Annotated in this window: 17 protein-coding genes; 5 read left to right on the top strand and 12 right to left on the bottom strand. The window is 72.0% G+C overall.

Going from position 1 to position 25,434, the window contains the following annotated elements; genetic code table 11:
* The first annotated feature begins 14 nt into the window (after positions 1–14).
* Positions 15–1,418, top strand: a complete 1,404-nt coding sequence (locus tag AC5P1B_RS05605; protein WP_493885442.1) for a phytoene desaturase family protein — start codon at positions 15–17, stop codon at positions 1,416–1,418.
* Here AC5P1B_RS05605 and AC5P1B_RS05600 read toward each other — a convergent pair.
* The 3 genes from AC5P1B_RS05600 to AC5P1B_RS05590 all read right to left on the bottom strand — a co-directional run bounded on the left by AC5P1B_RS05600 (position 1,407) and on the right by AC5P1B_RS05590 (position 8,962).
* A complete protein-coding gene (locus AC5P1B_RS05600; RefSeq protein ID WP_493885208.1) occupies positions 1,407–5,678 on the bottom strand; it encodes an SAV_2336 N-terminal domain-related protein in 4,272 nt (1,423 codons plus the stop codon). The genes AC5P1B_RS05605 and AC5P1B_RS05600 overlap by 12 nt on opposite strands.
* Before the next feature lie 3 nt (positions 5,679–5,681).
* Positions 5,682–6,653: an AAA family ATPase gene (locus AC5P1B_RS05595; protein ID WP_493885206.1), complete on the bottom strand. Its 972-nt coding sequence runs from the start codon at positions 6,651–6,653 to the stop codon at positions 5,682–5,684.
* An 80-nt stretch (positions 6,654–6,733) separates the two neighbouring features.
* A complete protein-coding gene (locus tag AC5P1B_RS05590; RefSeq protein ID WP_493885204.1) occupies positions 6,734–8,962 on the bottom strand; it encodes a VMAP-C domain-containing protein in 2,229 nt (742 codons plus the stop codon).
* Positions 8,963–9,374: 412 nt separating this feature from the next.
* Between AC5P1B_RS05590 and AC5P1B_RS05585 the strand changes: the two genes are divergently transcribed.
* From AC5P1B_RS05585 to AC5P1B_RS05575, 3 genes are all read left to right on the top strand, one after another.
* Positions 9,375–10,265, top strand: coding sequence for a D-alanyl-D-alanine carboxypeptidase family protein (locus tag AC5P1B_RS05585; RefSeq protein ID WP_493885202.1), 891 nt, complete (start codon positions 9,375–9,377; stop codon positions 10,263–10,265).
* A 154-nt stretch (positions 10,266–10,419) separates the two neighbouring features.
* Positions 10,420–11,889 carry an AlkA N-terminal domain-containing protein gene (locus tag AC5P1B_RS05580; RefSeq protein ID WP_493885201.1) on the top strand — a complete coding sequence of 490 codons (1,470 nt, stop codon included), beginning with the start codon at positions 10,420–10,422 and terminating at the stop codon, positions 11,887–11,889.
* A gap of 46 nt (positions 11,890–11,935) precedes the next feature.
* On the top strand, positions 11,936–12,484 hold the full coding sequence (locus AC5P1B_RS05575; RefSeq protein ID WP_493885199.1) for a methylated-DNA--[protein]-cysteine S-methyltransferase: 549 nt from the start codon (positions 11,936–11,938) through the stop codon (positions 12,482–12,484).
* A 97-nt stretch (positions 12,485–12,581) separates the two neighbouring features.
* Here AC5P1B_RS05575 and AC5P1B_RS05570 read toward each other — a convergent pair whose 3' ends face one another.
* Positions 12,582–14,306, bottom strand: coding sequence for a BCCT family transporter (locus AC5P1B_RS05570; protein WP_493885197.1), 1,725 nt, complete (start codon positions 14,304–14,306; stop codon positions 12,582–12,584).
* A 316-nt stretch (positions 14,307–14,622) separates the two neighbouring features.
* On the opposite strand from AC5P1B_RS05570, the gene AC5P1B_RS05565 reads away from it, so the two are divergent.
* Positions 14,623–15,744, top strand: a complete 1,122-nt coding sequence (locus AC5P1B_RS05565; protein ID WP_493885440.1) for a glycerate kinase — start codon at positions 14,623–14,625, stop codon at positions 15,742–15,744.
* Between the two features lie 466 nt (positions 15,745–16,210).
* Here AC5P1B_RS05565 and pssA read toward each other — a convergent pair whose 3' ends face one another.
* From pssA to AC5P1B_RS05525, 8 genes are all read right to left on the bottom strand, one after another.
* Positions 16,211–17,071 (bottom strand): CDP-diacylglycerol--serine O-phosphatidyltransferase, encoded by an 861-nt coding sequence (gene pssA, locus AC5P1B_RS05560; protein WP_493885195.1) that lies wholly within the window; start codon positions 17,069–17,071, stop codon positions 16,211–16,213.
* Positions 17,058–17,705 carry a phosphatidylserine decarboxylase gene (locus AC5P1B_RS05555; protein ID WP_493885193.1) on the bottom strand — a complete coding sequence of 216 codons (648 nt, stop codon included), beginning with the start codon at positions 17,703–17,705 and terminating at the stop codon, positions 17,058–17,060. The genes pssA and AC5P1B_RS05555 overlap by 14 nt, the downstream gene beginning before the upstream one ends.
* A gap of 170 nt (positions 17,706–17,875) precedes the next feature.
* Entirely contained in the window at positions 17,876–19,090 is a 1,215-nt protein-coding gene (locus AC5P1B_RS05550) for an acyl-CoA dehydrogenase family protein (protein ID WP_493885191.1), read from the bottom strand.
* Between the two features lies 1 nt (position 19,091).
* On the bottom strand, positions 19,092–19,616 hold the full coding sequence (locus AC5P1B_RS05545; protein WP_493885190.1) for a MaoC family dehydratase: 525 nt from the start codon (positions 19,614–19,616) through the stop codon (positions 19,092–19,094).
* Positions 19,617–19,706: 90 nt separating this feature from the next.
* The gene (locus tag AC5P1B_RS05540) at positions 19,707–20,672 is read right to left on the bottom strand and encodes an HpcH/HpaI aldolase/citrate lyase family protein (protein ID WP_493885189.1); all 966 of its coding nucleotides are present in this window, start codon (positions 20,670–20,672) and stop codon (positions 19,707–19,709) included.
* Positions 20,669–22,726 carry a methylmalonyl-CoA mutase family protein gene (locus AC5P1B_RS05535; RefSeq protein ID WP_493885187.1) on the bottom strand — a complete coding sequence of 686 codons (2,058 nt, stop codon included), beginning with the start codon at positions 22,724–22,726 and terminating at the stop codon, positions 20,669–20,671. Before AC5P1B_RS05535 ends, AC5P1B_RS05540 begins: the two co-directional genes overlap by 4 nt.
* Positions 22,727–22,739: 13 nt before the next feature.
* The gene (gene ccrA / locus AC5P1B_RS05530; protein ID WP_493885185.1) at positions 22,740–24,113 is read right to left on the bottom strand and encodes a crotonyl-CoA carboxylase/reductase; all 1,374 of its coding nucleotides are present in this window, start codon (positions 24,111–24,113) and stop codon (positions 22,740–22,742) included.
* Between the two features lie 410 nt (positions 24,114–24,523).
* Positions 24,524–25,363 (bottom strand): TetR family transcriptional regulator, encoded by an 840-nt coding sequence (locus AC5P1B_RS05525; RefSeq protein ID WP_493885183.1) that lies wholly within the window; start codon positions 25,361–25,363, stop codon positions 24,524–24,526.
* Between the last annotated feature and the right edge of the window lie 71 nt (positions 25,364–25,434).

Raw genomic sequence — 25,434 nt, 5'->3', positions numbered from 1 at the left:
CCCAAGTGCCGTCCATGCTCGACGCGGTGGTGGTGGGGGCGGGGCCGAACGGCCTGACAGCCGCCGTTGAGCTGGCCCGCCGCGGCCACGCGGTGCAGGTGTTCGAGGCCAGGGAGTCGCCAGGCGGCGGGGCCCGCACCGAGGAGCTGACACTGCCCGGGTTCCGGCACGACCCGTGTGCCGCCGCGCATCCGCTGGGCGCGGGCTCACCCGCGTTCAACGCCATGCCGCTGGCCCGGCACGGCCTGGAGTGGGTGCACCCGGAGCTGCCCATGGCCCATCCCTTCCCCGACGGTACGGCGGCGGTCCTCGCCCGCTCCGTCGGCGAGACCGCGATGTCCCTCGGGGCGAGCGACGCGGGCGCGTACCGGCGCCTCGTCGCGCCCTTCGTCGGCCGCTGGGACACCCTCGCCGCCGACTTCCTGCGCACCCCGTGGGCGGGTATGCCACGCGACCCGGCGGGCTGGGTGCGGTTCGGGACGCTCGCCATCCAGCCCGCCGCCCTCCTCGCCAGGCGCTTCCGCGAGGAGAAGGCGCGCGGCATGCTCGCCGGTCTCGCCGCCCACGCCGTCGCCCCGGTGGGCGGCATCGCGACCGGCGGCCTCGCCATGATGTTCGCCCTCGCCGCGCACGCGGTCGGCTGGCCCGTGGCGCGGGGCGGCTCCCAGGCCATCTCCGACGCCCTCGTCTCGTATCTGCGCACCCTCGGCGGCGAAGTCCACACGGACTACGAGGTCAAGCGACTCGACGACCTCCCGCCCGCCCGCGCGTACCTCTTCGACACCTCCCCGACGGCGCTCGCCCGCATCGCCGGTCTCGGCAACGCCTATCGCGACTACCGCTACGGCCCCGGCGTCTTCAAGATCGACTACGCGCTGGACGGGCCCGTGCCCTGGACGGCGGGGGAGGCCCGGCGCGCGGGCACCGTCCACATCGGCCCGACCTACGGGGAGATCGAGGGCGCCCTGCGCGCCGCCGTCGACGGAAGGGCCCCTGACGTCCCGTTCCTGATCACCACCCAGCCCAGCCTCATCGACAGCACGCGCGCGCCCGCGGGCAAGCACACGTTCTGGGCCTACGCGCATGTGCCGCACGGGTGGGACGGAGACGCCACGGACGCCATCGAGCGCCAGGTGGAGCGCTTCGCGCCGGGCTTCCGCGACCTGGTCCTCGCCCGCGCCACGGCGGGACCGCCCGAACTCGCCGCGCGGAACGCCAACTACATCGGCGGCGACATCGCCTGCGGGGCGTTCGCCGGTCTCCAGACGGTGCTGCGCCCCAAGCTGGCCCGCGTGCCGTACGCGACGGCCCACCCGGCGGTCTTCCTCTGCTCCTCGGCGACCCCGCCGGGGCCCGGCGTGCACGGCATGTCAGGGCACCACGCGGCGCGAGCGGCGTGGCGGCGGCTACGGGGCTGAGCGCTCGCCGGGCGGCCCGGGGAAGCGCTCGGCGACCCTGGAGGCCAGGTCGATATAGGCGTTGAGGGTCCTGGGGGCCAGTTTCGTCAGGTCGATCTCGGTGCCGTAGGCGAGGTGCTGGTCGTAGGGGATCGTGACGACGTTCCGGTGCGGCGTCGCCGTGTTCGGCTCGGACCGGGTGGAGGTGCGTACGTACGAGCTGTCGGACAGGCCCCCCTGGAGGACGGCGATGCTGCCCGCAGCCAGGTCGTGCAGGCCCTGGCGGCGGAGCATGTCGTGCATGCCGGCCAGCTCGGTGTGGCCGGTCGTCGACAGGGGGCAGACGATGACCAGCTGATCGACGAGGTCCCCCAGCTCGGCGAGATAGCGCAGCCCGCCTGGGGCGTACGCGCTGGGGGCGGTCAGGCTGATCGCGTAATGCTCACTGAGCACGCCCATCAGCCGCCGGAAATCAGCGTTGCCGAGGGGCTCGCCGGTCCGGTGCCTGCCCTGGGTCAGCACCTCAAGACCGGACAGGGCACGGGAGGTGCAGCGGCGTACGGCTCCGTGATCACGGGCGGACGGCGGCAGCTCCAGCACGTCGCGCAGTCCCGCGTGGGTCTCCTCGGGTACGCGGAGGGCGGCGGTGCCGCCCGCCCGGTCGGCGTCGACCGCGATGATCCGGTCCGGGCGCGCGGCCGCGAACACGGAGCCGAGCGTGAGCAGCGTGGAGATGGCGTTGACGCCGGGACCGGACCGGACCACGACGACGCGATGGCAGCGGGCCAGGGGAGAGCGGATCGACTGGAACTGATGCTCGGACTCGATCGCCCGTCCGGCGGGTGGCAGCGGGCCGGGACGGGGCGGAGCCGGTGCGACGCCGGTCTCTTCCCGCTCGGGCGGGAGGACGCCTGGCGGCGCCGGGGAGCCGCCGTCGCGCGCCGGCGCCGACCCGTAGCGCCCGACCTCGTAGGGCCCGACCTCGTACGCCCCGCTGTCCGTCGCCTCCTCGACGCACCGCGCGATGACGTCGGCGACCGCGCGTGCGGTCGGCCTGTCCTCCGGCCGGGGCGCCAGGCAGGCCAGCGTGATCTCCCGGACGGGTTCCCAGACGGGGTCCTGCCACCGGCGCGGCCCCGCCCTTCGCTCTTCGGCACCGGTACGGGACGGCCCTGCCGGCGCGGGCTGCCGCCAGTCGCCGAGTGCCAGCAGGATCTGGCCGAGGTCGTGCACGTTGCCCGAGTCCTCGGCGGCGGCCCCCGAGGCCGGCGCGGGCTCACCGTCGATCACGGCCGAGGTCCAGCCCACCAGCTTCACCGTGCTCCCGGCGAGCAGCACCGTGTCCGTGCTCAGATTTCCGTGGGCCATCCCTTTCAGCGAGCACAGGCTGACGGCCTCGGCGACCTGCCGGCCGACGGTGGCGGCGTGGAGCGCGCTCCACTCGACGCCGGAGCCGTCGGAGAGCAGGGGGGACAGCGAGCGGGCCAGCGAGCCGTCGGCATCGAGGAACAGCGCGCTGGCGACCCACGGTGGTTCGTCGTCGAGCCCCGCGCCGAGCAGCTTCGGCGCGTAGCGGCCGCCCATCCGGCGCAGCGCCTCCGCTTCCGTACGCAGCGTTCCGCGCAGCTGGTCAGCGGGCCTGTGGGGCCGCGAGAAACGTGGGCGCGGCTGGGTGCGGAGGACGGCGTAGGAGTCCTTCCGGTCGCCGCCCAGGTAGACGGACGAGCTGATGCCGTCGCCGACGCGGCCGAGCAGGGTGTACGGGCCGAGCCCGCGCGGGTCGTCGCCCGACAGCGGAATCCAGCCGTGCCGGGGGAAGCGGCCCGGATCGTGAACGGGGCGTACCTCCGGGACCGCCGAGCCCGGGGCGAGGGCGGGAACGGGACCGGATGCGGCCGCCGGCGCGGGCGGCTCGGTGGGCATCTGGACAGGGGAGATCTGGTCGTCGAGGGGCCGGGGATCGGGCGTCCGGGCGAGCCCGGCGCCGCAGTGGCCGCAGAACAAGGCGTTCGGCAGCGTGGGCTGGGAGCAGTTCCCGCAGTCGCGGACGGGGGCCCGCGCGCCGGAAGCGGGCCACACGCCCCTACCGCACACCTCGCACCACTCGGTGTTGTCGTCCTCGTTGTCGCCGCCACCGCTGGACGGTTCACCGCAGAACGGGCAGTACAACCAGAGCGGCCGCTCGTCGGCCTCTGTCTCGGCCTCTGCCGCGGCCTCGGCTTCGGTGTCCGGCGGGGGGCCGGCCGCGAGGGGCGCGAGCGACCGCGGCCGCGTGGGCGGTGGCGGCGCGGGCGGCGGTGCTACGGGGCCGCCGCGGCGTACGTCCGGCGGGGCCGGGGCGCCGAACCGGGCCGCCAGCCGGGGACCGACCTCGGCGAAGGCGGGCGAACCACCCGGTGCGGTGTCCACTCCGCGCGGGTGCGCCAGCCAGGCGGGGAAGTCCGGCGAACGGCCCGCGAGTTCGCCCAGCAGACGGCCGATGTGCCGCCCCGTGTCCAGGAGTTCGGGCGCGGGCACGGTGTCGAGCAGCACTTCGACGGCCGCCTGGGTGAAGTCGAAGACGCGGTGCTGCGGCGGCAGGCCACTGCTCGGCGGCTGCCCGCCGGGCTCCGCGTCGGCCGGTCGCAGCAGCCCGCCGAGGAACACCTCGGCGAGATGCGCGGTGTCGGCGCGCCAGGGCACGGCGGCCTGCACCAGGCGCATCACCGGCACGGACACCGGCGCGATGGCGGCGAGATGGGCGGCGAGCCGGTACGCCTCGGGGGAAGCGGCGTCCCGGAAGTGCTGCACCCGGCGGACGCTGTCGGGGTCCCGCTCGCCCGCCGGTGCCGCGCCGGTCGCGGCGGGCACCCTGCCGGGGCCCTGGCCGACCGGGCCGGGCGGCCGCAGCAGCGGCAGGGACGCGGTGCCACCCGGGGAGGCGAGCAGCCGGGCCCAGGCGGCGACCGGCGCCGCCGCCGGTTCGAGGACCGGCACCGGAACGCCGTCGAACGCCGAGAGCGCGGCGGGCAGCACCGGGTCGGCCACCGCCCAGCCGGTGTTGGCCGCGCCGCGCTGCCGTGTCGTCACCTCCCACCGGTCGGCCCGGATACCGGAGCCGTCCCACAGCCGGGGCGGCAGGGCGTGCACGATGGCGGTGGGGCCGCACCGCGCCCACCGCAGCACCGCGTCGTGCTTGCGGCCGTCCCGCCAGCCCGGCCCCATCCCGTCGCTCAGTACGAGGACGAGGGTCTGCCCGGAAGGGTCGCTCAGCGCCCCGGTGGGCAGGGTCGGCGCCGCCGGGTCGAAGGGCCGCCCGCGCAGCGCGGACACCGCCGAGGCGCCGTCCGCGTGCAGCCCGTAGGTGCGTACGACGCGGAAGGCGCCCAGCCGCTGGGCGAGCGTGCGCAGTTCCGTCGCCAGCCGCTGCCACAGCAGCATCGACATGCCGTCGTCGATGACGAGCGCGAGGTCGAGCCAGCGTTCGCGCGCGGGCCTGAGCGCCACATCGGGCACCCCGGTCTCGGCGAGCGCCATGACGGTCGCCTCGACATCGAACTCCCAGCTGGACGCGGACAGCCGCTGCTGCTTGAGCGGGCGCATCGCCCGGCTGACCCGCAACTCGCCGCGCAGCGCCTTTCCTTCGGGGACTCGCAGCGGCAGCGCGGCGCTGGAGCGCGACTCCGGCACCACGCCCGCGGGCGCGGGCGTGGCGTACAGGCCGCTGAGGCCGCCCTCCTGGGCCGGGCCGGCCTGCTGGGGCGGCGCGGTGGAGGCCGGGGCGGGCACCTCGTCGGGTCGGGACAGACCGGTGCCGGTCGGGGGCGGCAGGTCCCGCGCGGAGTCGGCGGGGGCCGGTGCGCGCAGTGGCCGCGTCAGCGCCCGGACGAGCGGAGCGGCAGCCTCCGTCGGCATCCGGCGGGCCAGCCACAGGGCGTCGAGCAGTTCGTGCTGGGACAGTTCCACACCGCAGTCCGCGAGGACACTGAGGAACGCGGCGGCTCCGTGGCCCACACCGCCGCCCTCCCCGGCCCGGGCGGTGGCCGCCGCTGTACCGGCGTCGTCAGCGCCCTCCGTCCGGGCCTCGTCTCCGGTTCCGCTATCGGCGGGGGAGTCCCCGCCCGCGCCGCCCGCCGGGTCCGGGCCGGGGCCCGTGGCGTGTTCGTCCAGCCCGTAGTCGGGGTGCGAGAGCAGGGGCTCCGTCAGCTCCGGAAGCCGCTTCGGCCCGGGCCCGCGCGCGTCAGGGAGCCCCGGGCGCGGGTCACGCGCGTCAGAGCCGCCGCCACCGCCGCCCCGTGTCATGCCTCAGACCGCCCCGCCCAGCCGGTGCAGCACGGCGTCGAGCAGACCCTCCGCGTCCAGATCGACGCCGCCCGCGCGCAGGAACACCGCGTTGAGCAGCTGGTCGGTGGCGAGTTCGCCCGGCGCGCGCCGCCGCAGGAACGACTGGAGCAGGTCGTCCACGTCCAGCAGGGAACCCTCGCCAAGATGGGCGGTGACGATCGCCCGCAGCCGCTCCTCGTCCGGCGCGGGCAGTTCAAGCCGTACGCAGCGGCGCAGAAAAGCGGGCGGGAAGTCCCGTTCGCCGTTGCTGGTGATGACCACGACGGGGAACTCCCGGCACCGCACCTGGCCTCTGACCACCGTGGTCCGTTCGTCGAGCCGCGCCGTCAGGACCTCCACCTCGCGCTGTTCCTCGGGCAGCCGGGCGAGTTCGGGAATCTCGAACTCGCCTTCCTCGAAGACGGTGAGCAGGTCGTTGGGCAGGTCCACATCGCCCTTGTCGAGTTCGTCGACGAGCAGCACCCGCGGCCGGTCGGGGGCGGTGAGCGCGGTGCCGAGCGGACCGAGCCGTACGAAGCCGCCGATGGGCGGCTCCGGCTCGGCCCGGTCCCGGCGCAGCGTCGCCTCCCGCAGCCGGCCGATCGCGTCGTAGCGGTAGAGGGCGTCCTGCACGGTGGACCGGCTGTTGACCGGCCAGCGCAGCACCTCGCCGAGGTCGAGCTCGTACGCGATGGCCCGCGCCAGGGACGACTTTCCGGTCCCGGGCTGGCCGGTGACCAGCAGCGGACGGCGCAGGTGCAGTGCGGCGTTCACGACGTCCGCGTGCTTGCGCTCGATCAAGTACGGCGGGGCGGCGCCCGCACCGCCCGGTGGCACCGGCGCGCCGCGCGCCGCCGCCGCGCCACCGAAGCGCCGCCACGGCGGGGGCGGCGGCAGCGGCAGGGCGCGCCGTTCGCCGTCGCCGCGGAACAGCCGCCAGTTCTCATCCGTCATCGGGCTGTCTCCACTCGCTGGACTCGCTGGACTCGTCGGGCGCATCGGGTCGGGGACCTTTCGTACCTCGCTCACGGGCATCACACCGGCCTGGTCGGGTCGGCCAGTTCCAGGCGCGGTGGCGGGCGGTCGGCGTCCGCCCACGCCAGAACGGGGCGGCCCGCGAACGTCGTGGGCTGACGGAGTGTCTGCGCGCGGTACACGCGCACCCGCTCGGGCAGCTGGCGCACCGGGGCCTCAAGCTCCCGCCTCGCGTCCGCCGGGACCGGCTGTTCGTCCCGGTACCACAGCACCACCGGTACGCCCATCGCCAGGCACACCTGCACGATCTCGGTACGGAGCGGCGACGGCACGTCCTCCAGGGCGACCCGGGCCGCGTCCGGCTGGGCCAGCAGCAGCCCGTACACCTCCGTCGTGCCCCCCGTGGAGCGGTCCACGCGCACGGTCTCCCCGCCGTCCAGCCGCTCCCAGCGGTGCTGCCACGCCGCCGCGTACCGCGAGTCCCTGTGCACGAGCTCGGGGCAGTTGACGACGAGCGGGTACTCGGCGCCCAGGACGCCGCGCAGCAGCCCGGCGGGGCCGGGGCACTCCCACTCGTCCACGGGGAGGTCCAGCGCGTCGCGGCTGACGAGGATCTCGATGACGGGGCGGCAGCGCCCCGGGCGCGACCGGTGCAGCGGCCCCAGTACGGCCAGGATCTCGTCGGCCGCCTCCACCGCGTCTCGCGGCCGTTCGGCGTCCTCGGAGACCTGCCGCGGCCCCTCGCCCTCGTCGCACCACATCCGCATCAGGTACCGTTCGCCGCCGTCGCCGCCCCGGTGTGCGGCGAGCGACACCAGCACGCGCGGCGGTGGCGGCGAGGTGAGCTGTTGCCGGGCCCACTGGTGGGCGTCCGCCCGGCGTTCCTTGAGCGCCGACTCGTGGATGCCGAGCCTGCCCGCGACCGTCTCGCACCACCCGCGCAGCTCGGCCTGCCGCTCCGCCGGGCAGACGGCGGCCAGGTACTCCACGACGCGCAGCAGCCCGGGGACGGCCGACGTGCCGCCGGGCACCGGGTGGCTGTCGCCGGGCAGTTCCTCCAGGTGCCTGACCAGGGCGCTGATCCCGGCCGGGCTGTCGGGTGCCGTGCGGTCGCCCAGTGCGGCGTCGCCCTTGGGCGCCAGTGGTACCCCGGCCATCGGCAGCGCGGCCCGGGCCGCGGACGGCAGCCAGGCCAGCGTCTGAGGGGTCAGCCGCGTCAGCGCCGCGCACACGTCCTCCAGTTCATCCGGCGTGAGCAGCCGGGGCACGCGCGACAGCCGCCCCTTGGCGAGGAGTTCGGCCACGGCGCCCGGGTCCACCGGGGACAGCAGCTCGGTGAGCGCGGCGAGCGCGCGCTCCTCGGTGAGCAGCAGCTCGGTGACGTCGTCGGGGGAGGGAACCACGTCCTCCGCCCGCTGGGCTTGCCGGGCGCGTCCGCAGCGGGTGAGGACCGTACGCGCGTAGTCGCCGCGCCGGTCCGGGTCCGGCAAGGCCCGCGCGACGGCCTTGGAGAGTTCTCTGTGGGCCGGGTCGTCCAGCGTGCGGCGTCCGGCGCCGGGGCCTTCGTGTCCGTCCACGCCGGTCAGCAACCGCCCGGCGCCCACCCGGTCGAGATCGGCTTGAACGCGCTGCCAGGGGATGCCCCAGCCCCGGCGGGCGACGTGGTGCGGGGAGTACGCGAGGGGCAGGCCGGTCGCCGGGTGGCACGGCGGGCCCAGCGCCCCCGCGACAAGGCCGACCACGGCGCCCTCGCGAGCCGACCACAGGGGGCCGCCGCTGTAGCCGCCGTCGATGTCGGCCCCGGTCATGGACTCACCGTCGACGTAACCGACGCGGTCGTCACACGAGGCCACCCGCACCCTGGCGAGAGTGGCCCGGTGCCCGCCGCAGTGCCAGGCGTGCACGGACTGCCCCGCGGCCATCGCCCGCCACCTCGGCGGGGACACCTCGCCGGGCAGCCCCTCGGTCAGTTCCAGCACGGCCAGGTCGCCGTCCCAGTCCGGCGCTCCGGTCCCGCACGCGGCGCCGGGCGGTATCCACACCAGCAGCCGTGCCAGGCGCTCATGGGCTCCGTCAGGGCCATGGACCCGGACCGGGAACGGCTCCGTACCCGGGTGCGCCGTCGTCGCCTGGGCCTCGGCGCGTGCGGTGTTGACGACATGGGCGCACGTCACGAAGCGGTGTTCCGGCAGCAGCACGCCGGAGCCGACGGACCGCCGGTCGGCGCGGCTCAGCACCGACACCAGGGCGGGCCGCTCCTGTGCCACGGGAGTGTGGAGCCATCCCATGCTCACACCACGCGCGCGGGCCGCCACGCGCGAGCGCCCGCGCCGGGGCGTACGGCAGGGTCCTGGCGACGACGCGCGGCGGGGTATCCGGAACGGTCAGGGCTCGTCGGGCTCTCGGCATAGCGCGTCACCCTCCTATGATGCCGACCTCACCGGCACCGGTCTCCCGGTTTGGCCTGATGACCACGGTTCACCAGCCGCGCGTGAGGCGCCGACGGGGCGGCCTGGGAGCATTTCTGACGATGCGTGAACCGATGCGGCCCGGGTCGCGGAGGCGCGGTCGGCGGGGACGAGGATGCCGGAACCTGAAAAAGCTGCCGCCGCGCGTACATCCATTGGGCCGTCTCATGCGTCTTACGGGCAAGCGGCATTGCTATGTGTCCGCACGCCAGGGTTATTGGGAGTATTTGTCTTGAAAAACGGGATTAAGGGCATTCATGGCGTGTCCGCGGTGGCCGTCACCGCGGGAGCCGTCCTGGCGGCCGGGGCGTTCACCGCTCCGGCGCAGGCCGCCACGCCGAAGACGCCTTCGATCGTCGCCAAGGGCGGCTTCGTGATGAACAACGGCACGGGGAAGACCCTCTTCACCAAGGCCGCAGACACCCGTCGTTCCACCGGGTCCACCACCAAGATCATGACGGCCCGGGTGGTGCTCGCGCAGAAGAACCTCAACCTGAATTCCAAGGTGACGGTTCAGAAGGCGTACAGCGACTACATCGTCAAGAACACCGCCTCGTCGGCCCGGCTGATCGTCGGCGACAAGGTCACCGTGCGCCAGCTGCTGTACGGGCTGATGCTCCCGTCCGGCTGCGACGCGGCGTACGCGCTGGCTGACAAGTTCGGCCACGGCTCCACCCGGGCCGCGCGCGTGAAGTCGTTCATCGGCAAGATGAACGCCACCGCCAAGGACCTGAAGCTGAAGAACACGCACTTCGACTCGTTCGACGGCATCGGGAACGGCGCGAACTACTCGACGCCGCGTGACCTGACGAAGCTCGCCAGCAGCGCGATGAAGTACTCCACCTTCCGTACGGTCGTGAAGACGAAGTCGACCAAGCAGAAGGTCACGACGAAGAGCGGTGGCTACCGCTACATGTCGTGGAGCAACAGCAACAACCTGCTCGGCAGCTACTCGGGCACCATCGGTGTCAAGACCGGCTCGGGTCCGGAGGCCAAGTACTGCCTGGTCTTCGCCGCCACCCGGAACGGCAAGACGGTCATCGGTACGGTCCTGACCTCCTCCTCGTCGGCCAACCGCACGGCGGACGCGAAGAAGCTCATGGACTACGGCTTCAAGAAGTAACCAGCCGCTACCGGGCGTGGGGGCCCGCGCGCGATCAGCCAGTCGCGCGCGGGCCCCTTCGTCATGCCGCCGCCGCTCAGGTTCCTCCCCGTGCCCGGAGGGCCATGTCGGATTCTCGCGAGCCGCAGGGCCGGTCAGCGGCGATGCTGGGTCCATGCACACCCACTTCGACCGGTGCGTACGAGCGGTCCACTCCAAGGACGCCCGCTTCGACGGCTGGTTCTTCACCGCCGTCCTGACCACCCGCATCTACTGCCGCCCCAGCTGCCCCGTGGTGCCGCCCAAGGTCGAGAACATGTCCTTCTACCCCAGCGCGGCCGCCGCCCAGCAGGCCGGATTCCGCGCCTGCAAACGCTGCCGCCCCGACGCCAGCCCCGGGTCGCCGCAGTGGAACGAGCGCGCCGACCTCGTGGCCCGGGCCATGCGGCTCATCGCGGACGGGGTCGTGGACCGCGAGGGTGTGCCCGGCCTCGCCGCCCACCTCGGCTACAGCACCCGCCAGGTGGAGCGGCAGCTCCTGGCCGAACTGGGCGCCGGGCCGCTCGCCCTGGCCCGCGCCCAGCGCGCGCAGACCGCCAGACTGCTCATCGAGACCAGCGAACTCCCCATGGCCGATGTCGCTTTCGCCGCCGGATTCGCCAGCATCCGCACCTTCAACGAGACCGTACGCGAGGTCTTCGCGCTGTCCCCGACCGAGCTGCGCGGCCGCACCCGGCACGGCGACCCCTGCGCCGCCCCCGGCGTGCTCAGCCTCCGGCTCCCGTTCCGCGCGCCCCTGTGTCCGGACAACCTCTTCGGGCACCTCGCCGCGACCGCCGTCCCCGGCGTGGAGGAGTGGCGCGACGGCGCGTACCGGCGCACCCTCGCCCTCCCGTACGGGCACGGCATCGTCACCCTCAGCCCCAGGCCCGACCACATCGACTGCCGGCTCTCCCTCACCGACCTGCGCGACCTGGCGGGGGCGATCAGCCGGTGCCGCCGCATGCTGGACCTCGACGCCGACCCGGTCGCCATCGACGAGCTCCTGTCCGCCGACGAGGACCTGGCGCCGCTGGTGCGCAAGGCGCCCGGCCGCCGGGTGCCGCGCACGGTGGACGCCGAGGAGTTCGCCGTACGGGCCGTCCTCGGCCAGCAGGTGTCCACCGCCGCCGCCCGCACCCACGCGGGACGGCTCGTCCTCGCCCACGGCGAACCGGTCGACGATCCCGGCGGCGGCCTCACCCATCTCTTCCCCGGCACGGCCGCGCTCGCCGGTCACGACCCGGAGGCGCTCGCCATGCCCCGCACCCGGCGCGTCACCCTGGGCGGGCTGATCGCCGCGCTCGCCGGGGGCGGCATCGCCCTCGGGGCGGGCAGCGACTGGGAGCGGGCCCGCGCCCAGCTGACCGCCCTGCCCGGGGTCGGGCCGTGGACCGTGGAGGCCATCGCGATGCGCGCGCTCGGCGACCCGGACGCCTTCCTCCCCACCGACCTCGGAGTCCGCCGCGCCGCCGCGGGACTCGGGCTGCCTGCGACCCCGGGGGCGCTCACCCGGCACAGCGCGCGCTGGCGGCCGTGGCGCGCCTACGCGGTGCAGTACCTGTGGGCCACCGACGACCACCCCATCAACCTGCTGCCCGCCTGACCAGTCCCGCACGCCTCGCCGGCCGCCGCCCACCAGGAGAACCGCCATGCCCGTACGCGTACACACCGTGATCGACAGCCCTTGCGGCCCCCTCACCCTGGTCGCCACCGACGAGGCACTCTCCGGTGTCTACATGACCAACCAGCGGCACCGCCCGCCCCAGGAGACGTTCGGCGACCGGGACGAGACCCCCTTCGCCGAAGCCGTCAGGCAGCTGACCGAGTACTTCACCGGCGACCGGACCGACTTCGACCTGCCACTCCAGCTGTCCGGCACGCCGTTCCAGCGCCGCGTCTGGCAGGAGCTGTGCGCCATCCCGTACGGCGAGACCCTCTCCTACGGGCAGCTGGCCGACCGCCTCGGCCAGCCGACCGCCGCCCGCGCCGTGGGCCTGGCCAACGGGAAGAACCCGGCCGGCATCATCGTGCCGTGCCACCGCGTCATCGGCGCCTCCGGCAGCCTGACCGGCTACGGCGGCGGGCTCAGCCGCAAGCGGGACCTCCTCGACTTCGAGCGGGGACTGATCGGCTGCGCTGACGGAGCCTTCGAGCGGCGCGCGCCCGCGGGGGGCGGGCAGGAGGAGCGGCTGTTCTGAAAGGCTCTGGTCCGCGAAGGCTCCAGCTCTCAAAGGCTCCGAAAAGCCGCACGGCTGCCGCGCCGGACGCCTGGTTCTCAGGAGTGACGCCTGCTTCTCAGGAGTCCGGCGTGCCCGGGCCTTCCCGGTCGCCGTCCTTGCGCGCCTCGGCGACCCGGCGCAGCCGGGGATGGCGGGTGCCGGTCCGCTCGGTGAGGGCGTCCCCGACCATGGCCCGTACGGCGTCCCGCAGGCCGTGCAGCGCGTGCTGCCTGGCCGGGCCCGCGCCCGGGTCCTCCCGCAGCTCACGCAGCAGCGACCAGCACAGGGTCAGCATCACCAGCGCGAAGGGCAGCGCGACCAGGATCGTCGCCGTCTTCAGGGCGTCGAGGCCGCCGGCGACCAGCAGCACGGCGGCGACCGCGGCCATCAGGATGCCCCAGGAGACGACCAGCCAGGTGCGGGGGTGCAGCGACCCACGGCTGGTCAGCGAGCCCATGACGAGGGAGGCGGAGTCGGCGCTGGTGATGAAGTACGTCATGACCAGCGCCATCGCCAGCCACGAGGTGACCGTCCCCAGCGGCAGGGCGTCCAGCATGCCGAACATCGAGGCCTCCGCCCCGTCCTTGACCGTCCCCGCGAGGTCGGCGGCGCCCGTGGAGTCCAGCCGGATGGCGCTGCCGCCCAGCACGCAGAACCAGATCGTCGTCGCGCCACTGGGCACCAGCAGCACCCCGATGAGGAATTCCCTGATCGTCCGCCCCCGGGAGATGCGGGCGATGAAGGTGCCCACGAACGGCGCCCAGGACAGCCACCACGCCCAGTAGAAGATGGTCCAGGTGCCCAGCCAGTCCTGGTCGGTGAAGGCGCCCGTGCTCGACGCCATCGGCAGCAGGTCGTCGAGGTAGCCGCCGAGGCTCGCCGGGATGCTGTCCAGCACGTACACGGTCGGCCCGACGACGAACACGAACAGCATCAGCGCCGCCGCCAGCACGATGTTGAGGGTGCTCAGCCACTTGACGCCCTTGTGCAGCCCGGAGAAGGCGGAGACCACGAAGGCGGCGGACAGTGACACGATGATCACCAGCTGGAGGGTCTTGGAGTTGTCCAGCTCCGTGGTGATCCGCAGGCCCTCGGCGACCTGGAGCGCGCCCAGGCCGAGGCTTGTGGCGGTGCCGAAGACCGTCGCGAACACGGCGAGCAGGTCGATCACCTGGCCCTGCCAGGCGTCGGCGCGGCGTTCGCCGATGAGCGGCACGAAGGCGGAGCTGAGGCGGTTGCCCCGGCCCTTGCGGAAGACGGCGTAGGCGAGGGCGAGCCCGGCGATGCCGTAGATGGCCCACGGGTGCAGCGTCCAGTGGAAGAACGAGTACTCCAGCGCGGTGCGGGCGGCGCCGCCGCTGCCCGCCGGGTCGCCGCTCGAAGGGGGCGGGGAGACGTAGTGCTGCAGCGGCTCGCCCACCCCGTAGAACATCAGGCCGATGCCCATCCCGGCGCTGAACATCATCGCGATCCACGCGAGGTTGCCGAACTCAGGCTCCGCGTCGTCCTGGCCGAGCCTGATCTGGCCGAACCGGCTGGCGGCGATGAACAGGCACAGGACCAGGAACACGTCGGCGGCGACCACGAACAGCCAGCCGAAGTTGCCGAGCACCCAGGCCAGAGCCGAGTCCGAGGCGTCGGCGAAGGAGTCCTTGCCGAGCGCCGCCCACCCCACGGCCGCGAGCACGACGAGCACTCCGATGGTGACGACCGCGCTGTCAGGCGGCGGGTCATGAGCGGTGAGCGCGGGAGAAGGGGACTCGGGCGTCGGGTCGGTCTGCTCGGCGGGCGGGGTACTCATGACGCCCCACTATGGTGCGGAAAACTGCGCTTTGTCGGCTAGCCGCGCCGTGTCCCGGCGACTGTGGCCCATGGGCAGCGCCGCCACCCTGCGGATAGGGTCGCAGCGGCGCGACTGCCTGTGCGAAAGCAAGGCCCGGAGAGCAAGGGGAAGCATGATGGCGGACGCCGCGAGGACGAAGACGGCGACGGAGCCGGCGGCAGCGAAGGGGAACGGCCCGGACGGCCGGGAGCGGGCGGCGGTGGGGACGGCTGGCGTCGAGGAGCGCACGGCCGCGCGCGCTCCCGTCCGTACGGGCGGGAGCGCGATCCGCAGCGTGCTGGTCGCCGCTGACAAGTTCAAGGGCTCGCTGACGGCCGCCCAGGTCGCCGAGCACGTGATGGCGGGCCTCCGCGCGGCGGCGCCCGGCGTGCGCGTGGAGTCGGTGCCGGTCGCCGACGGCGGCGACGGCACGGTCGACGCCGCCGTCGAGGCCGGGTTCGAGCGCCGTGAGGCGCGCGTGACGGGGCCGCTCGGCGACCCCGTCACCGCCTCGTACGCGCTGCGCGGGACGACCGCCGTGGTGGAGATGGCCGAGGCGTCGGGGCTGCGGCACCTGCCCGAGGGCGTCTTCGCGCCGCTCACGGCCACCACGTACGGCACCGGCGAGCTGCTGCGCGCGGCCCTCGACGCGGGCGCCCGCACGATCGTCTTCGGGGTCGGCGGCAGCGCCACGACCGACGGCGGCGCCGGGATGCTCGCCGCGCTCGGCGCCCGCTTCCTGGACGCGGCGGGGCAGCGGGTCCCATCCGGCGGCGGGCCGCTGCGCGGACTCGCCAGCGCGGACCTTACGGAGCTCGACGCGCGGCTCACCGACACCGTCATCACGCTCGCCAGCGATGTCGACAACCCGCTGACCGGGCCCAAGGGCGCCCCGGCGGTCTACGGCCCGCAGAAGGGCGCCGACGAGGCGGACGTGGCGGCGCTGGACGCGGCCCTCGCGCACTACGCGGGCGTCCTGGAGCAGGCCGTGGGGCCGCGCGCCGCCGAGCTCGCCCTCGCGCCCGGCGCGGGCGCCGCCGGTGGCATCGGCTACGGGGCGCTGGTGGCGCTCGGTGCGGACTTCCGCCCCGGCATCGACGTCATGCTCGACGTCCTGGGCTTCGCGCCCGCGCTGGCGCGCGCGGACCTGGTGATCACCGGAGAGGGCTCCCTGGACGAGCAGACCCTGCACGGGAAGGCTCCGGCGGGCGTGGCCGCGGCGGCCAGGGCGGAGGGCGTCGAGGTGGTCGCCGTCTGCGGACGGCTGGCGCTGTCGTCGGGCGTCCTGGGGCGGGCGGGGATTCGCCGTGCGTACGCTCTCACCGAGCTGGAGCCCGATCCGGCGCGCTGTATGGCGGAGGCGGGGCCGCTTCTTGAGCGGGTGGCTGGGCGCATCGCTGAGGACTTTCTGAGCTGACCCCTGTCGGGTCAGGCCCCGTTTTCCCGGGCCGGGGGGCCGGGGCCCGGGGCTGAGCCAGGGCGGGGGGCGTGGAGGCGGGGGCGGGGGCGGGATGCCGTCCCGGCCTCCGGCGGCTCCTCGATCGCCGGAGGGGCTCGATGTGGGCTGATGCTGCCCTCAAGCGCCGGACGGGCTTGGTCGGGCTACGGGTGCCCTCAAGCGCCGGACGGGCTTGTTTTGGGCTGACCCTTGTTCTCAAGCGCCGGACGGGCTTGGTTGGGCTGGGGGTGTCCTCAAGCGCCGGGCAAGCTTCGTTTCAGGCTGTCGTCAAGCGCCGGACGGGCTTGGAATGAGCTGCCGTCGGGCTACGGGTGTCCTCACGCGCCGGACGGGCTGGGAAATGACGGGCGCGTGCCCTCACGCTGCAGGGCCCGAGCGGTGAGCTCGGGCCCTGCGGCGTGAAGCGGGTGATCGCGGCGGAAGGTCAGGGCAACTGCGTCGCCCGTGCCTCGCGCCGGTTGTCGCGGAAGGTGTTGACCCTGCGGGCCGTCGCGAAGAGCGGAATGACCGCCCCGAGCACCACCTGGAGCGCGCAGCCGGTCTGGAGCAGCAGCTCGCCGCCGGGGGCCTCGAAGGCCCATGCGCCCAGCAGGCCCATGCTCAGGACGATCCAGCCCAGCATGGCGAGCGCGAGGCGCCCGCGCGGCTTCGGGTATTCCACGCGGCTCACCATCAGCCAGGCGACGCCCACGATGGCCATCAGTGTCGGGATGAACGGCAGCTCAAGCAGGACCACGGAGATCACGGTCAGCGCCCCGAAGGGGCTTGGCATGCCCTGGAAGACGCCGTCCCGCAGTGTCACGCACGAGAATCTCGCGAGTCTCAGGACCACCGCCAGGAGCACCACGATCGCCGCCACCGCCGAAACCCGCTGATGCGCGTCGTCGGCGACCATTCCCCACACCACGACGAAGTAGGCGGGCGCGAGGCCGAAGCTGATGAGGTCGGAGAGGTTGTCCAGCTCCGCGCCCATCGCCGAGCTGCGCAGCTTGCGTGCCACGAGCCCGTCGAAGAGGTCGAAGACCGAGGCGAGCAGCATGAGCATGACCGCGGTGGCGGCGCTGTGCCGTGCCATGCCGCCGTCCTCGTTGCCCGTCAGATGCGGGATGAGGACGCCGGTGGTCGTGAAGTACACGGCCATGAAGCCGCAGGTGGCGTTGCCGAGGGTGAGCGTGTCCGCTATCGACAGCCGCGTTGACAGCGGCATGTCGTCGGTATCGTCCGCGCTCTCGTCGGCTTCGGGGACCCAGGCGCCCGCCTGGGTGTCCGGATCAATCACGGTCAAGGCGGGTCACCCCCGCGGTGGTGGTCTCGCCGACCTCGACCGCGACCTCGACACCTTCCGGCAGGTAGATGTCGACCCGCGAACCGAACCTGATCAGACCGATCCGGTCGCCCTGCTCGACCTTGGTGCTCTGCGGCACGTACGGCACGATGCGTCGGGCGACGGCGCCGGCGATCTGCACCATCTCGATGTCACCGAGCTCGGTGTCGAAGTGCCAGACGACGCGCTCGTTGTTCTCGCTTTCCTTGTTGAAAGCGGGAACGTATCCGCCGGGAATGTGCTTGACGGAGGTCACCGTGCCCGCGAGTGGAGCGCGGTTCACGTGGACGTTCAGCGGGCTCATGAAGATCGCGACCCGGGTGCGTCCGTCCTTCCACGGCATGATGCTCTGCACCACGCCGTCGGCGGGAGAGATGACCCGGCCCTGTGCGATCTCGCGCTCCGGGTCGCGGAAGAACCACAGCATGCCCGCCGCGAGCGCGGTGGCGGGCACGGCAGCGGCGGCCCAACGCCCCGAGCGGCGGGAACAGGCCAGGCTGACGACCGCCGTGGCAACGGTCGGGACGAGCCACGGCGACGCTCCGCGCGCGAGGCGTACGCGGCCGCGAGGTGCAGAGGAATAGCTGTGGGGCATGAATGACCTTCGTAGCGGAGGATGCCGCTTAGCGAAAAAGGGGACGGCGGCTTTCCGGGGATGGTATCGGTTGCGAGCGGCAACTGGGCAAGCGCCAGCGTCAGTCGGTGGCCGAAGACCCGAGACGGGCTGTGACCTAGTTCTCGAAAAAACCACCCCGAAACGGACAATTACCCCTGGATTCGGTACTCCTCCAACAGGCGACGACCGATGATCATTTTCTGGATCTCGGCGGTACCTTCACCAATGAGGAGCATCGGGGCCTCGCGGTAGAGGCGCTCGATCTCGTATTCCTTGGAGAAGCCGTAGCCGCCATGGATGCGGAAGGCGTCCTCCACGACCTCTTTGCAGTATTCCGAGGCCAGGTACTTGGCCATTCCCGCTTCGAGGTCGTTGCGCTGCCCGGAGTCCTTCTTACGGGCCGCGTTCACCATCATCGCATGGGCGGCTTCGACCTTGGTTGCCATTTCTGCCAGTTTGAACTGAATCGCCTGATGCTGGGCGATCGGCTTGCCGAACGTATGCCGCTGCTGCGCGTAGGAAACGCCCAGCTCAAAGGCGCGCTGCGCGACTCCGCAGCCACGGGCGGCGACATTGACGCGGCCGACCTCGACGCCGTCCATCATGTGGTAGAAACCGCGTCCTGTGGCGCCGCCGAGCACGCGATCGGCCGGAATGCGCAGTCCGTCCATGATCATCTCGGTGGTGTCGACACCCTTGTAGCCCATCTTGTCGATCTTGCCGGGGATGGTCAGTCCGGGCTGGACCTCGCCGAATCCCGGCTCCTTCTCGATCAGGAAGGTCGTCATCGACCGGTGCGGCTTGGCGTTCGCCTCCTCGGGGGAGAGGCCCTCGTCCGTCCGGCAGAGCACCGCGACGAGCGAGGACGTGCCGCCGTTCGTCAGCCACATCTTCTGGCCTGTCAGTACGTAGTCATCGCCGTCCCGCACACCCTTGGACGTGATCGAAGACACATCGGAGCCCAGCGCCGGCTCCGACATCGAGAACGCGCCGCGCGTCTCGCCCGCGGCCATCCGGGGCAGGAAGTAGTCCTTCTGCTCCTGGGTGCCGTGCTGCTTGAGCATGTACGCCACGATGAAATGCGTGTTGATGATGCCGGACACGCTCATCCAGCCGCGGGCGATCTCCTCCACGCACAGCGCGTAGGTGAGCAGGGACTCACCCAGCCCCCCGTACTCCTCCGGGATCATCAGCCCGAAGACGCCGAGTTCTTTGAGGCCCTCCACGATCTGCGCCGGGTACTCGTCGCGGTGTTCCAGCCCGGTCGCGACCGGCAGGATCTCCTTGTCGACAAAGTCCCTTACGGTGGAGAGGATTTCCCGCTGGACATCGCTGAGACCCTCGGTCTGTGCGAGACGGCTCATCTCACTTCTCCTGCTTCTTGACGGGGGCCTTCAGCTCGGGGCGGCCCGGCTGTTCGCCGCCGCGCTCCTTGATGTAAGCCTCATTGGGCACCATCACCTTGCGCCGGAAGACGCAGACGAGCGTGCCGTCCTGCTTGTAACCCTTGGTCTCGACATGGACGATGCCGCGGTCCGTCTTGGACTTCGACGGGGTCTTGTCGAGCACCGTCGTCTCGCCGTACAGCGTGTCGCCGTGGAAGGTCGGCGCGACATGCCGCAGCGACTCGATCTCCAGGTTGGCGATGGCCTTGCCCGAGACGTCCGGTACGGACATGCCCAGCAGCAGCGAGTAGATGTAGTTGCCGACGACAACGTTCTTGCCGAAGTCGGTGGTCTGCTCGGCGTAGTTCGCGTCCATGTGCAGCGGGTGGTGGTTCATCGTGAGCAGACAGAAGAGGTGGTCGTCATACTCGGTGACGGTCTTGCCGGGCCAGTGCTTGTACACGTCGCCGACGGTGAACTCTTCATAAGTGCGGCCGAACTGCATGGGGAAACCCTCTCTCCGAGGTGCTGACCAGGCCCCTCCGCGGGGGCCTGGGAGGGGGAGGCGGCGTCGGGAACGACCCGCCGGCCGCCGTCAGGCGGACGGCGCTTCGAACTTCGACGTACGGGTCATCCCGGCGGCGCGGCCCTTGCCCGCGATCACCAGCGCCATCTTCCGGCTGGCCTCATCGATCATCTCGTCGCCGAGCATCGCCGAGCCCTTCTTGCCGCCCTCCTCGGAGGTGCACCAGTCGTACGCGTCGAGAATCAGCTCGGCGTGGTCGTAGTCCTCCTGCGAGGGCGAGAACACCTCGTTGGCGGCCTCCACCTGGCCCGGGTGCAGCACCCACTTGCCGTCGAAGCCCAGCGCGGCGGCGCGGCCGGCGACCTCGCGGTACCCGTCGACGTTCTTGATCTGGAGGTACGGGCCGTCGATGGCCTGGAGGTCGTGGGTGCGGGCCGCCATCAGGATGCGCATCAGGATGTAGTGGTACGCGTCCGCCGGGTACCCGGGCGGCTGCTCGCCGACCACCAGGGACTTCATGTTGATGGAGGCCATGAAGTCGGCCGGGCCGAAGATGATGGTCTCAAGGCGCGGGGAGGCGGCGGCGATGGCGTCGACGTTCACCAGGCCCTTGGCGTTCTCGATCTGCGCCTCGATGCCGATGCGCCCCTGCTCGAAGCCCATCGTCTTCTCGATCTGGGTGAGCAGCAGGTCGAGCGCCACGACCTGCTGCGCGTCCTGCACCTTCGGCAGCATGATGCAGTCGAGGTTGGGGCCCGCGCCCTCGACCACGGTGATGACGTCGCGGTAGGTCCACTGCGTCGTCCAGTCGTTGACGCGTACGACCGTGGTCTTGCCGGTCCAGTCGCCGTTGTTGAGCGCGTCGACGATGGTGTGCCGGGCGCCTTCCTTGGCCAGCGGAGCGCACGCGTCCTCCAGGTCGAGGAAGACCTGGTCGGCCGGGAGGCCCTGCGCCTTCTCCAGGAAGCGCGGGTTGCTGCCGGGCACGGCGAGGCAGGAACGGCGCGGGCGCAGACGGTTGACGGGCGTGCTCATGCGGTGGCCTCCAACGGGGCGAGCTTGTTCGCTTTGCGGATCTCATCGACGATACGGCCGATGATCTCGGTGATGCCGAAGTCCTTGGGCGTGAAGACCGCGGCGACTCCGGCCGCGCGGAGCGCGGCGGCGTCCGCGGACGGGATGATCCCGCCGACGATCACCGGCATGGCCGGGCCTTCCGGGCCGCCGGGCCCGGCAGGGGTACCGACGCCGTGGTCGCGCAGCCTGGCCAGCACGTCCGGTACCAGCTCGGCGTGCGAGCCGGACAGGATGGACAGGCCGACGCAGTGGACATCTTCGGCGATGGCCGCCGAGACGATCTGCTCGGGGGTGAGCCTGATGCCCTGGTAGACGACCTCGAAGCCGGCGTCCCTGGCCCGTACGGCGATCTGCTCGGCGCCGTTGCTGTGCCCGTCGAGACCGGGCTTGCCGACCAGCAGCCGCAGCTTGCCGCTGCCGAGGTCGGCGGCGGTCTTGGCGGCCTTGTCGCGGACGGCGGCGAGGGTGCTGCCCGGCTCGGCGGCGACGGCGACCGGCGCGCTGCTGACGCCCGTGGGGGCGCGGAACTCGCCGAACACGTCGCGCAGCGCCCAGGACCACTCGCCGGTCGTCACGCCCGCGCGGACGCACTCCAGGGTCGGGCCCATCAGGTTGACCGTCCCGGCCGCCGCGGCCTTCAGGGCGGACAGCGACTCCTGCGCCCGCGCCTCGTCACGGTTGTCGCGCCAGCGGTGCAGCGCGGCCACCACCCGTGCCTCGTTCTCCGGGTCGACGGTCATGATGGCGGTGTCGAGATCGGCGGTGAGCGGGTTCGGCTCGGTCGTCTCGTAGCAGTTGACGCCGACGATCTTCTCCTCGCCCGCCTCGATCCGCGCCCGCCGTTCGGCGTGCGAGGAGACCAGCTGGGACTTGAGGTAGCCGGACTCGACGGCGGCCATCGCGCCGCCCATCTCCTGGATGCGGTCGATCTCGGTCAGGGACTCGGCGGTGAGGGCTTCCACCTTGTCCTCGATCACCTGCGATCCGGCGAAGATGTCCTCGTATTCGAGCAGGTCGCTCTCGTGCGCGAGGACCTGCTGGATGCGCAGCGACCACTGCTGGTCCCACGGCCGGGGCAGGCCGAGGGCCTCGTTCCAGGCGGGGAGCTGCACGGCGCGGGCCCGGGCGTCCTTGGAGAGGGTGACCGCGAGCATCTCCAGCACGATGCGCTGGACGTTGTTCTCCGGCTGCGCCTCGGTCAGGCCGAGCGAGTTGACCTGGACGCCGTAGCGGAAGCGGCGCTGCTTGACGTTCTCGATGCCGTACCGCTCGCGGGTGACCTTGTCCCAGATGCGGCCGAAGGCGCGCATCTTGCACATCTCCTCGATGAAGCGGACGCCCGCGTTCACGAAGAACGAGATGCGGGCGACCACATCGCCGAACTGCTCGGGCGGCACCTGCCCGGCGTCGCGTACGGCGTCGAGGACGGCGATGGCCGTGCTCATCGCGTACGCGATCTCCTGCACCGGGGTCGCCCCGGCCTCCTGGAGGTGGTAGCTGCAGATGTTGATCGGGTTCCACTTGGGCACGTTGGCCACCGTGTACGCGATCATGTCGGTGGTCAGCCGGAGCGAGGGGACCGGCGGGAAGACATGCGTCCCGCGGGAGAGGTACTCCTTGACGATGTCGTTCTGCGTCGTCCCCTGGAGCCCGCGGATGGCCTCCTTGCCGAGCCCCTGCTCCTCCGCCACCACCTGGTACATGGCCAGCAGCCACATGGCGGTGGCGTTGATGGTCATGGAGGTGTTCATCTGCTCCAGCGGGATGTCCTTGAACAGCCGCCGCATGTCCCCCAGATGGGAGACGGGGACCCCGACCCGGCCGACCTCGCCGCGGGCGAGGATGTGGTCGGGGTCGTAACCGGTCTGGGTCGGCAGGTCGAACGCGACCGACAGACCGGTCTGGCCCTTGGCGAGGTTACGCCGGTACAGCTCGTTGGACGCCTCGGCGGTGGAGTGCCCGGCGTAGGTCCGCATCAGCCACGGACGATCCTTTTTGCCGCGCTCAGACATGTAGGTGTGTACCTCAGATGTTCCGACGGGATTGGCTGGCGCGCTCCGCTGGCGTGTCACGGAACAGGTTGATGGCGTCGATGTGCTTCGCGCGCAGTTCCTCGTCGCGCACGCCGAGGCCCTCTTCCGGGGACAGCGCCAGCACGCCGACCTTGCCCTGGTGGAGGTTGCGGTGCACGTCGTACGCGGCCTGCCCGGTCTCTTCCAGGGTGTAGGTCTTCGACAGCGTGGGATGGATCTTGCCCTTGGCGATCAGCCGGTTGGCCTCCCACGCTTCGCGGTAGTTGGCGAAGTGCGAGCCGACGATCTTCTTGAGCGACATCCACAGGTAGCGGTTGTCGTATTCGTGGTTGTACCCGGAAGTGGAGGCACATGTGACGATCGTTCCGCCCTTGCGGGTCACGTACACACTCGCGCCGAAGGTCTCGCGGCCCGGGTGCTCGAAGACGATGTCCACGTCCTCGCCGCCGGTCAGTTCGCGGATGCGCTTGCCGAACCGCTTCCACTCGCGGGGGTCCTGGTGGTGCTCGTCCTTCCAGAACTTGTAGCCCTCGGCGTTGCGGTCGATGATCGCCTCGGCGCCCATCGCACGGCAGATGTCCGCCTTCTGGTCGCTGGAGACGACGCAGATGGGGTTGGCTCCGCCCGCGAGCGCGAACTGCGTGGCGTAACTGCCGAGCCCGCCGCTGGCGCCCCAGATCAGGACGTTGTCGCCCTGCTTCATTCCGGCGCCGTTGCGGGAGACCAGCTGCCGGTAGGCGGTGGAGTTCACCAGTCCGGGAGCGGCGGCCTCCTCCCAGCTCAGGTGCCCGGGCTTGGGCATCAGCTGGTTGGACTTGACCAGGGCGATCTCGGCGAGCCCGCCGAAGTTGGTCTCGAAGCCCCAGATCCGCTGCTCGGGGTCGAGCATCGTGTCGTTGTGGCCGTCGGCCGACTCCAGCTCCACGGACAGACAGTGCGCCACGACCTCGTCACCGGGGCGCCAGGCGTTCACGCCCGGTCCGGTGCGCAGCACGACGCCGGACAGGTCGGAGCCGATGACGTGGTACGGCAGGTCGTGCCGCTTGGCGAGCGGGGAGATTTTCCCGTACCGCTCAAGGAAGCTGAAGGTCGAGACGGGCTCGAAGATCGAGGTCCAGACGGAGTTGTAGTTCACCGAGCTGGCCATCACGGCGACGAGTGCCTCGCCGGGGCCGAGTTCGGGGATGGCCACCTCGTCCAGGTGGAGCGACTTGCGAGGGTCCTTGTCCCGGCTGGCGAGACCGTCGAACATCTCGGCCTCGTCCTTGTGCACGGTCACCGCGCGGTAGGAGGACGGGAGCGGCAGAGCCGCGAAGTCCGCGGACGTGGTGTCCGGGGCGAGGATCGCGTCCAGGATTTCGTTCACTTGGGGCCTCCGGCGAAGCGTTGAGGGACGCTTGAGGGAACGCTGGGGTCTTGGCGGGGTGCGGTGCCGTCGGTTCGGCGGTGCTTTTGTGGCTGCCTTTTCGGCGATACGTCGTTCCGTTTCGCTCCACCCTCGCTTGTGGCGAGAGCCGCGCGGCGAAACGACGCGGGGTGCCTGTGACGCAGGCGTCCGGGCGCGCAAAGTGTTTTGCGGGGACAGCCGACGCACGACGAGATGTCTGCGCGCCGGCCGCCCGGACATCTTCAAGGTATGGCACCGCGTGCCACTCGGCAAGACACTGGGTGCCAGCAATTCCTCTCAGTTGTCATATGGAGTGCACGCATGAGCAACAACGGCCGCCCTGGAAGGGGCGGCCGTCGCTGTGCGTGTGTGGTTGTGTTCGATAGCGATCAGTTCTGGTGAAGCGCCTTCTCTATCGCCCGCATGATATCTCCCAGTGGAGCGTCCGTCCGGGCCACCGTCACCAGCACCTCGTTGTCCACCGTCGTCGTGGCGGCCACCGGCCGATCGGACGCCGGCCGGTACGCCCCGAAGCCGGTCCCGAAGGTCTTCCGCACGATCGCGAAAGCATGGTCGAGCTGTGCTTCCACATCGCCCTGTCCTTCGGCCCGCAGCCACCGCCGCAGCACGTGGTTGTGCGCCGTCACCACAGCGGAGGCGGCGACCTCGGCGAGCAGCGGGTCGTCGTCGCCGTCGCGGTGCGCCGTCTCATCGAAGTGACCCAGCAGATAACGGGTGAACAGTCGCTCGTAACGGGCCACCGAGGCGATCTCCGCCTCCCTGAGGGTGGGCACCTCGCGGGTCAGCCGGTAGCGCGCGACGGACACCGTGGGATCGGCCGCGTACATCCGCATGACTTCTTTGATGCCCCGGCAGACCGTGTCCAGGGGGTGCTCGTGGGCCGGAGCGGCCTCAAGGACCGCCTCGGCGCGCACCAGGGTGTCGTCGTGATCGGGGAAGATCGCCTCTTCCTTGGAGCGGAAGTGCCGGAAGAAGGTCCGGCGGGCGACCCCGGCCCGGGCGGCGATCTCATCGACCGTCGTCGCCTCGTAACCCTTCGCCGCGAACAAGTCCATGGCGGCCGTCGCCAGTTTCCGGCGCATGGTCAGCCGCTGGGCGGCGGCGCGGCGGCTGCTGGCGCTCTCGGCACCGTCAGGTGCCTTGCCGGTGGACGACGCTTGCGTACGGGCGGGCTTTACGGGCTGGGCCATATGTGGAACGTACTGCATTTTTTCCGGGGTTACTCCTGAACCCCGGCCTCTGGAGCCCGCGCGGGGCAGGCCGCTCCACGGTTCGAGCA

It is taken from the genome of Streptomyces sp. A01, from assembly GCF_059026195.1.
Note: the sequence above shows the minus strand (reverse complement) of the source record. Positions and strands in the feature narration are given on the sequence as shown.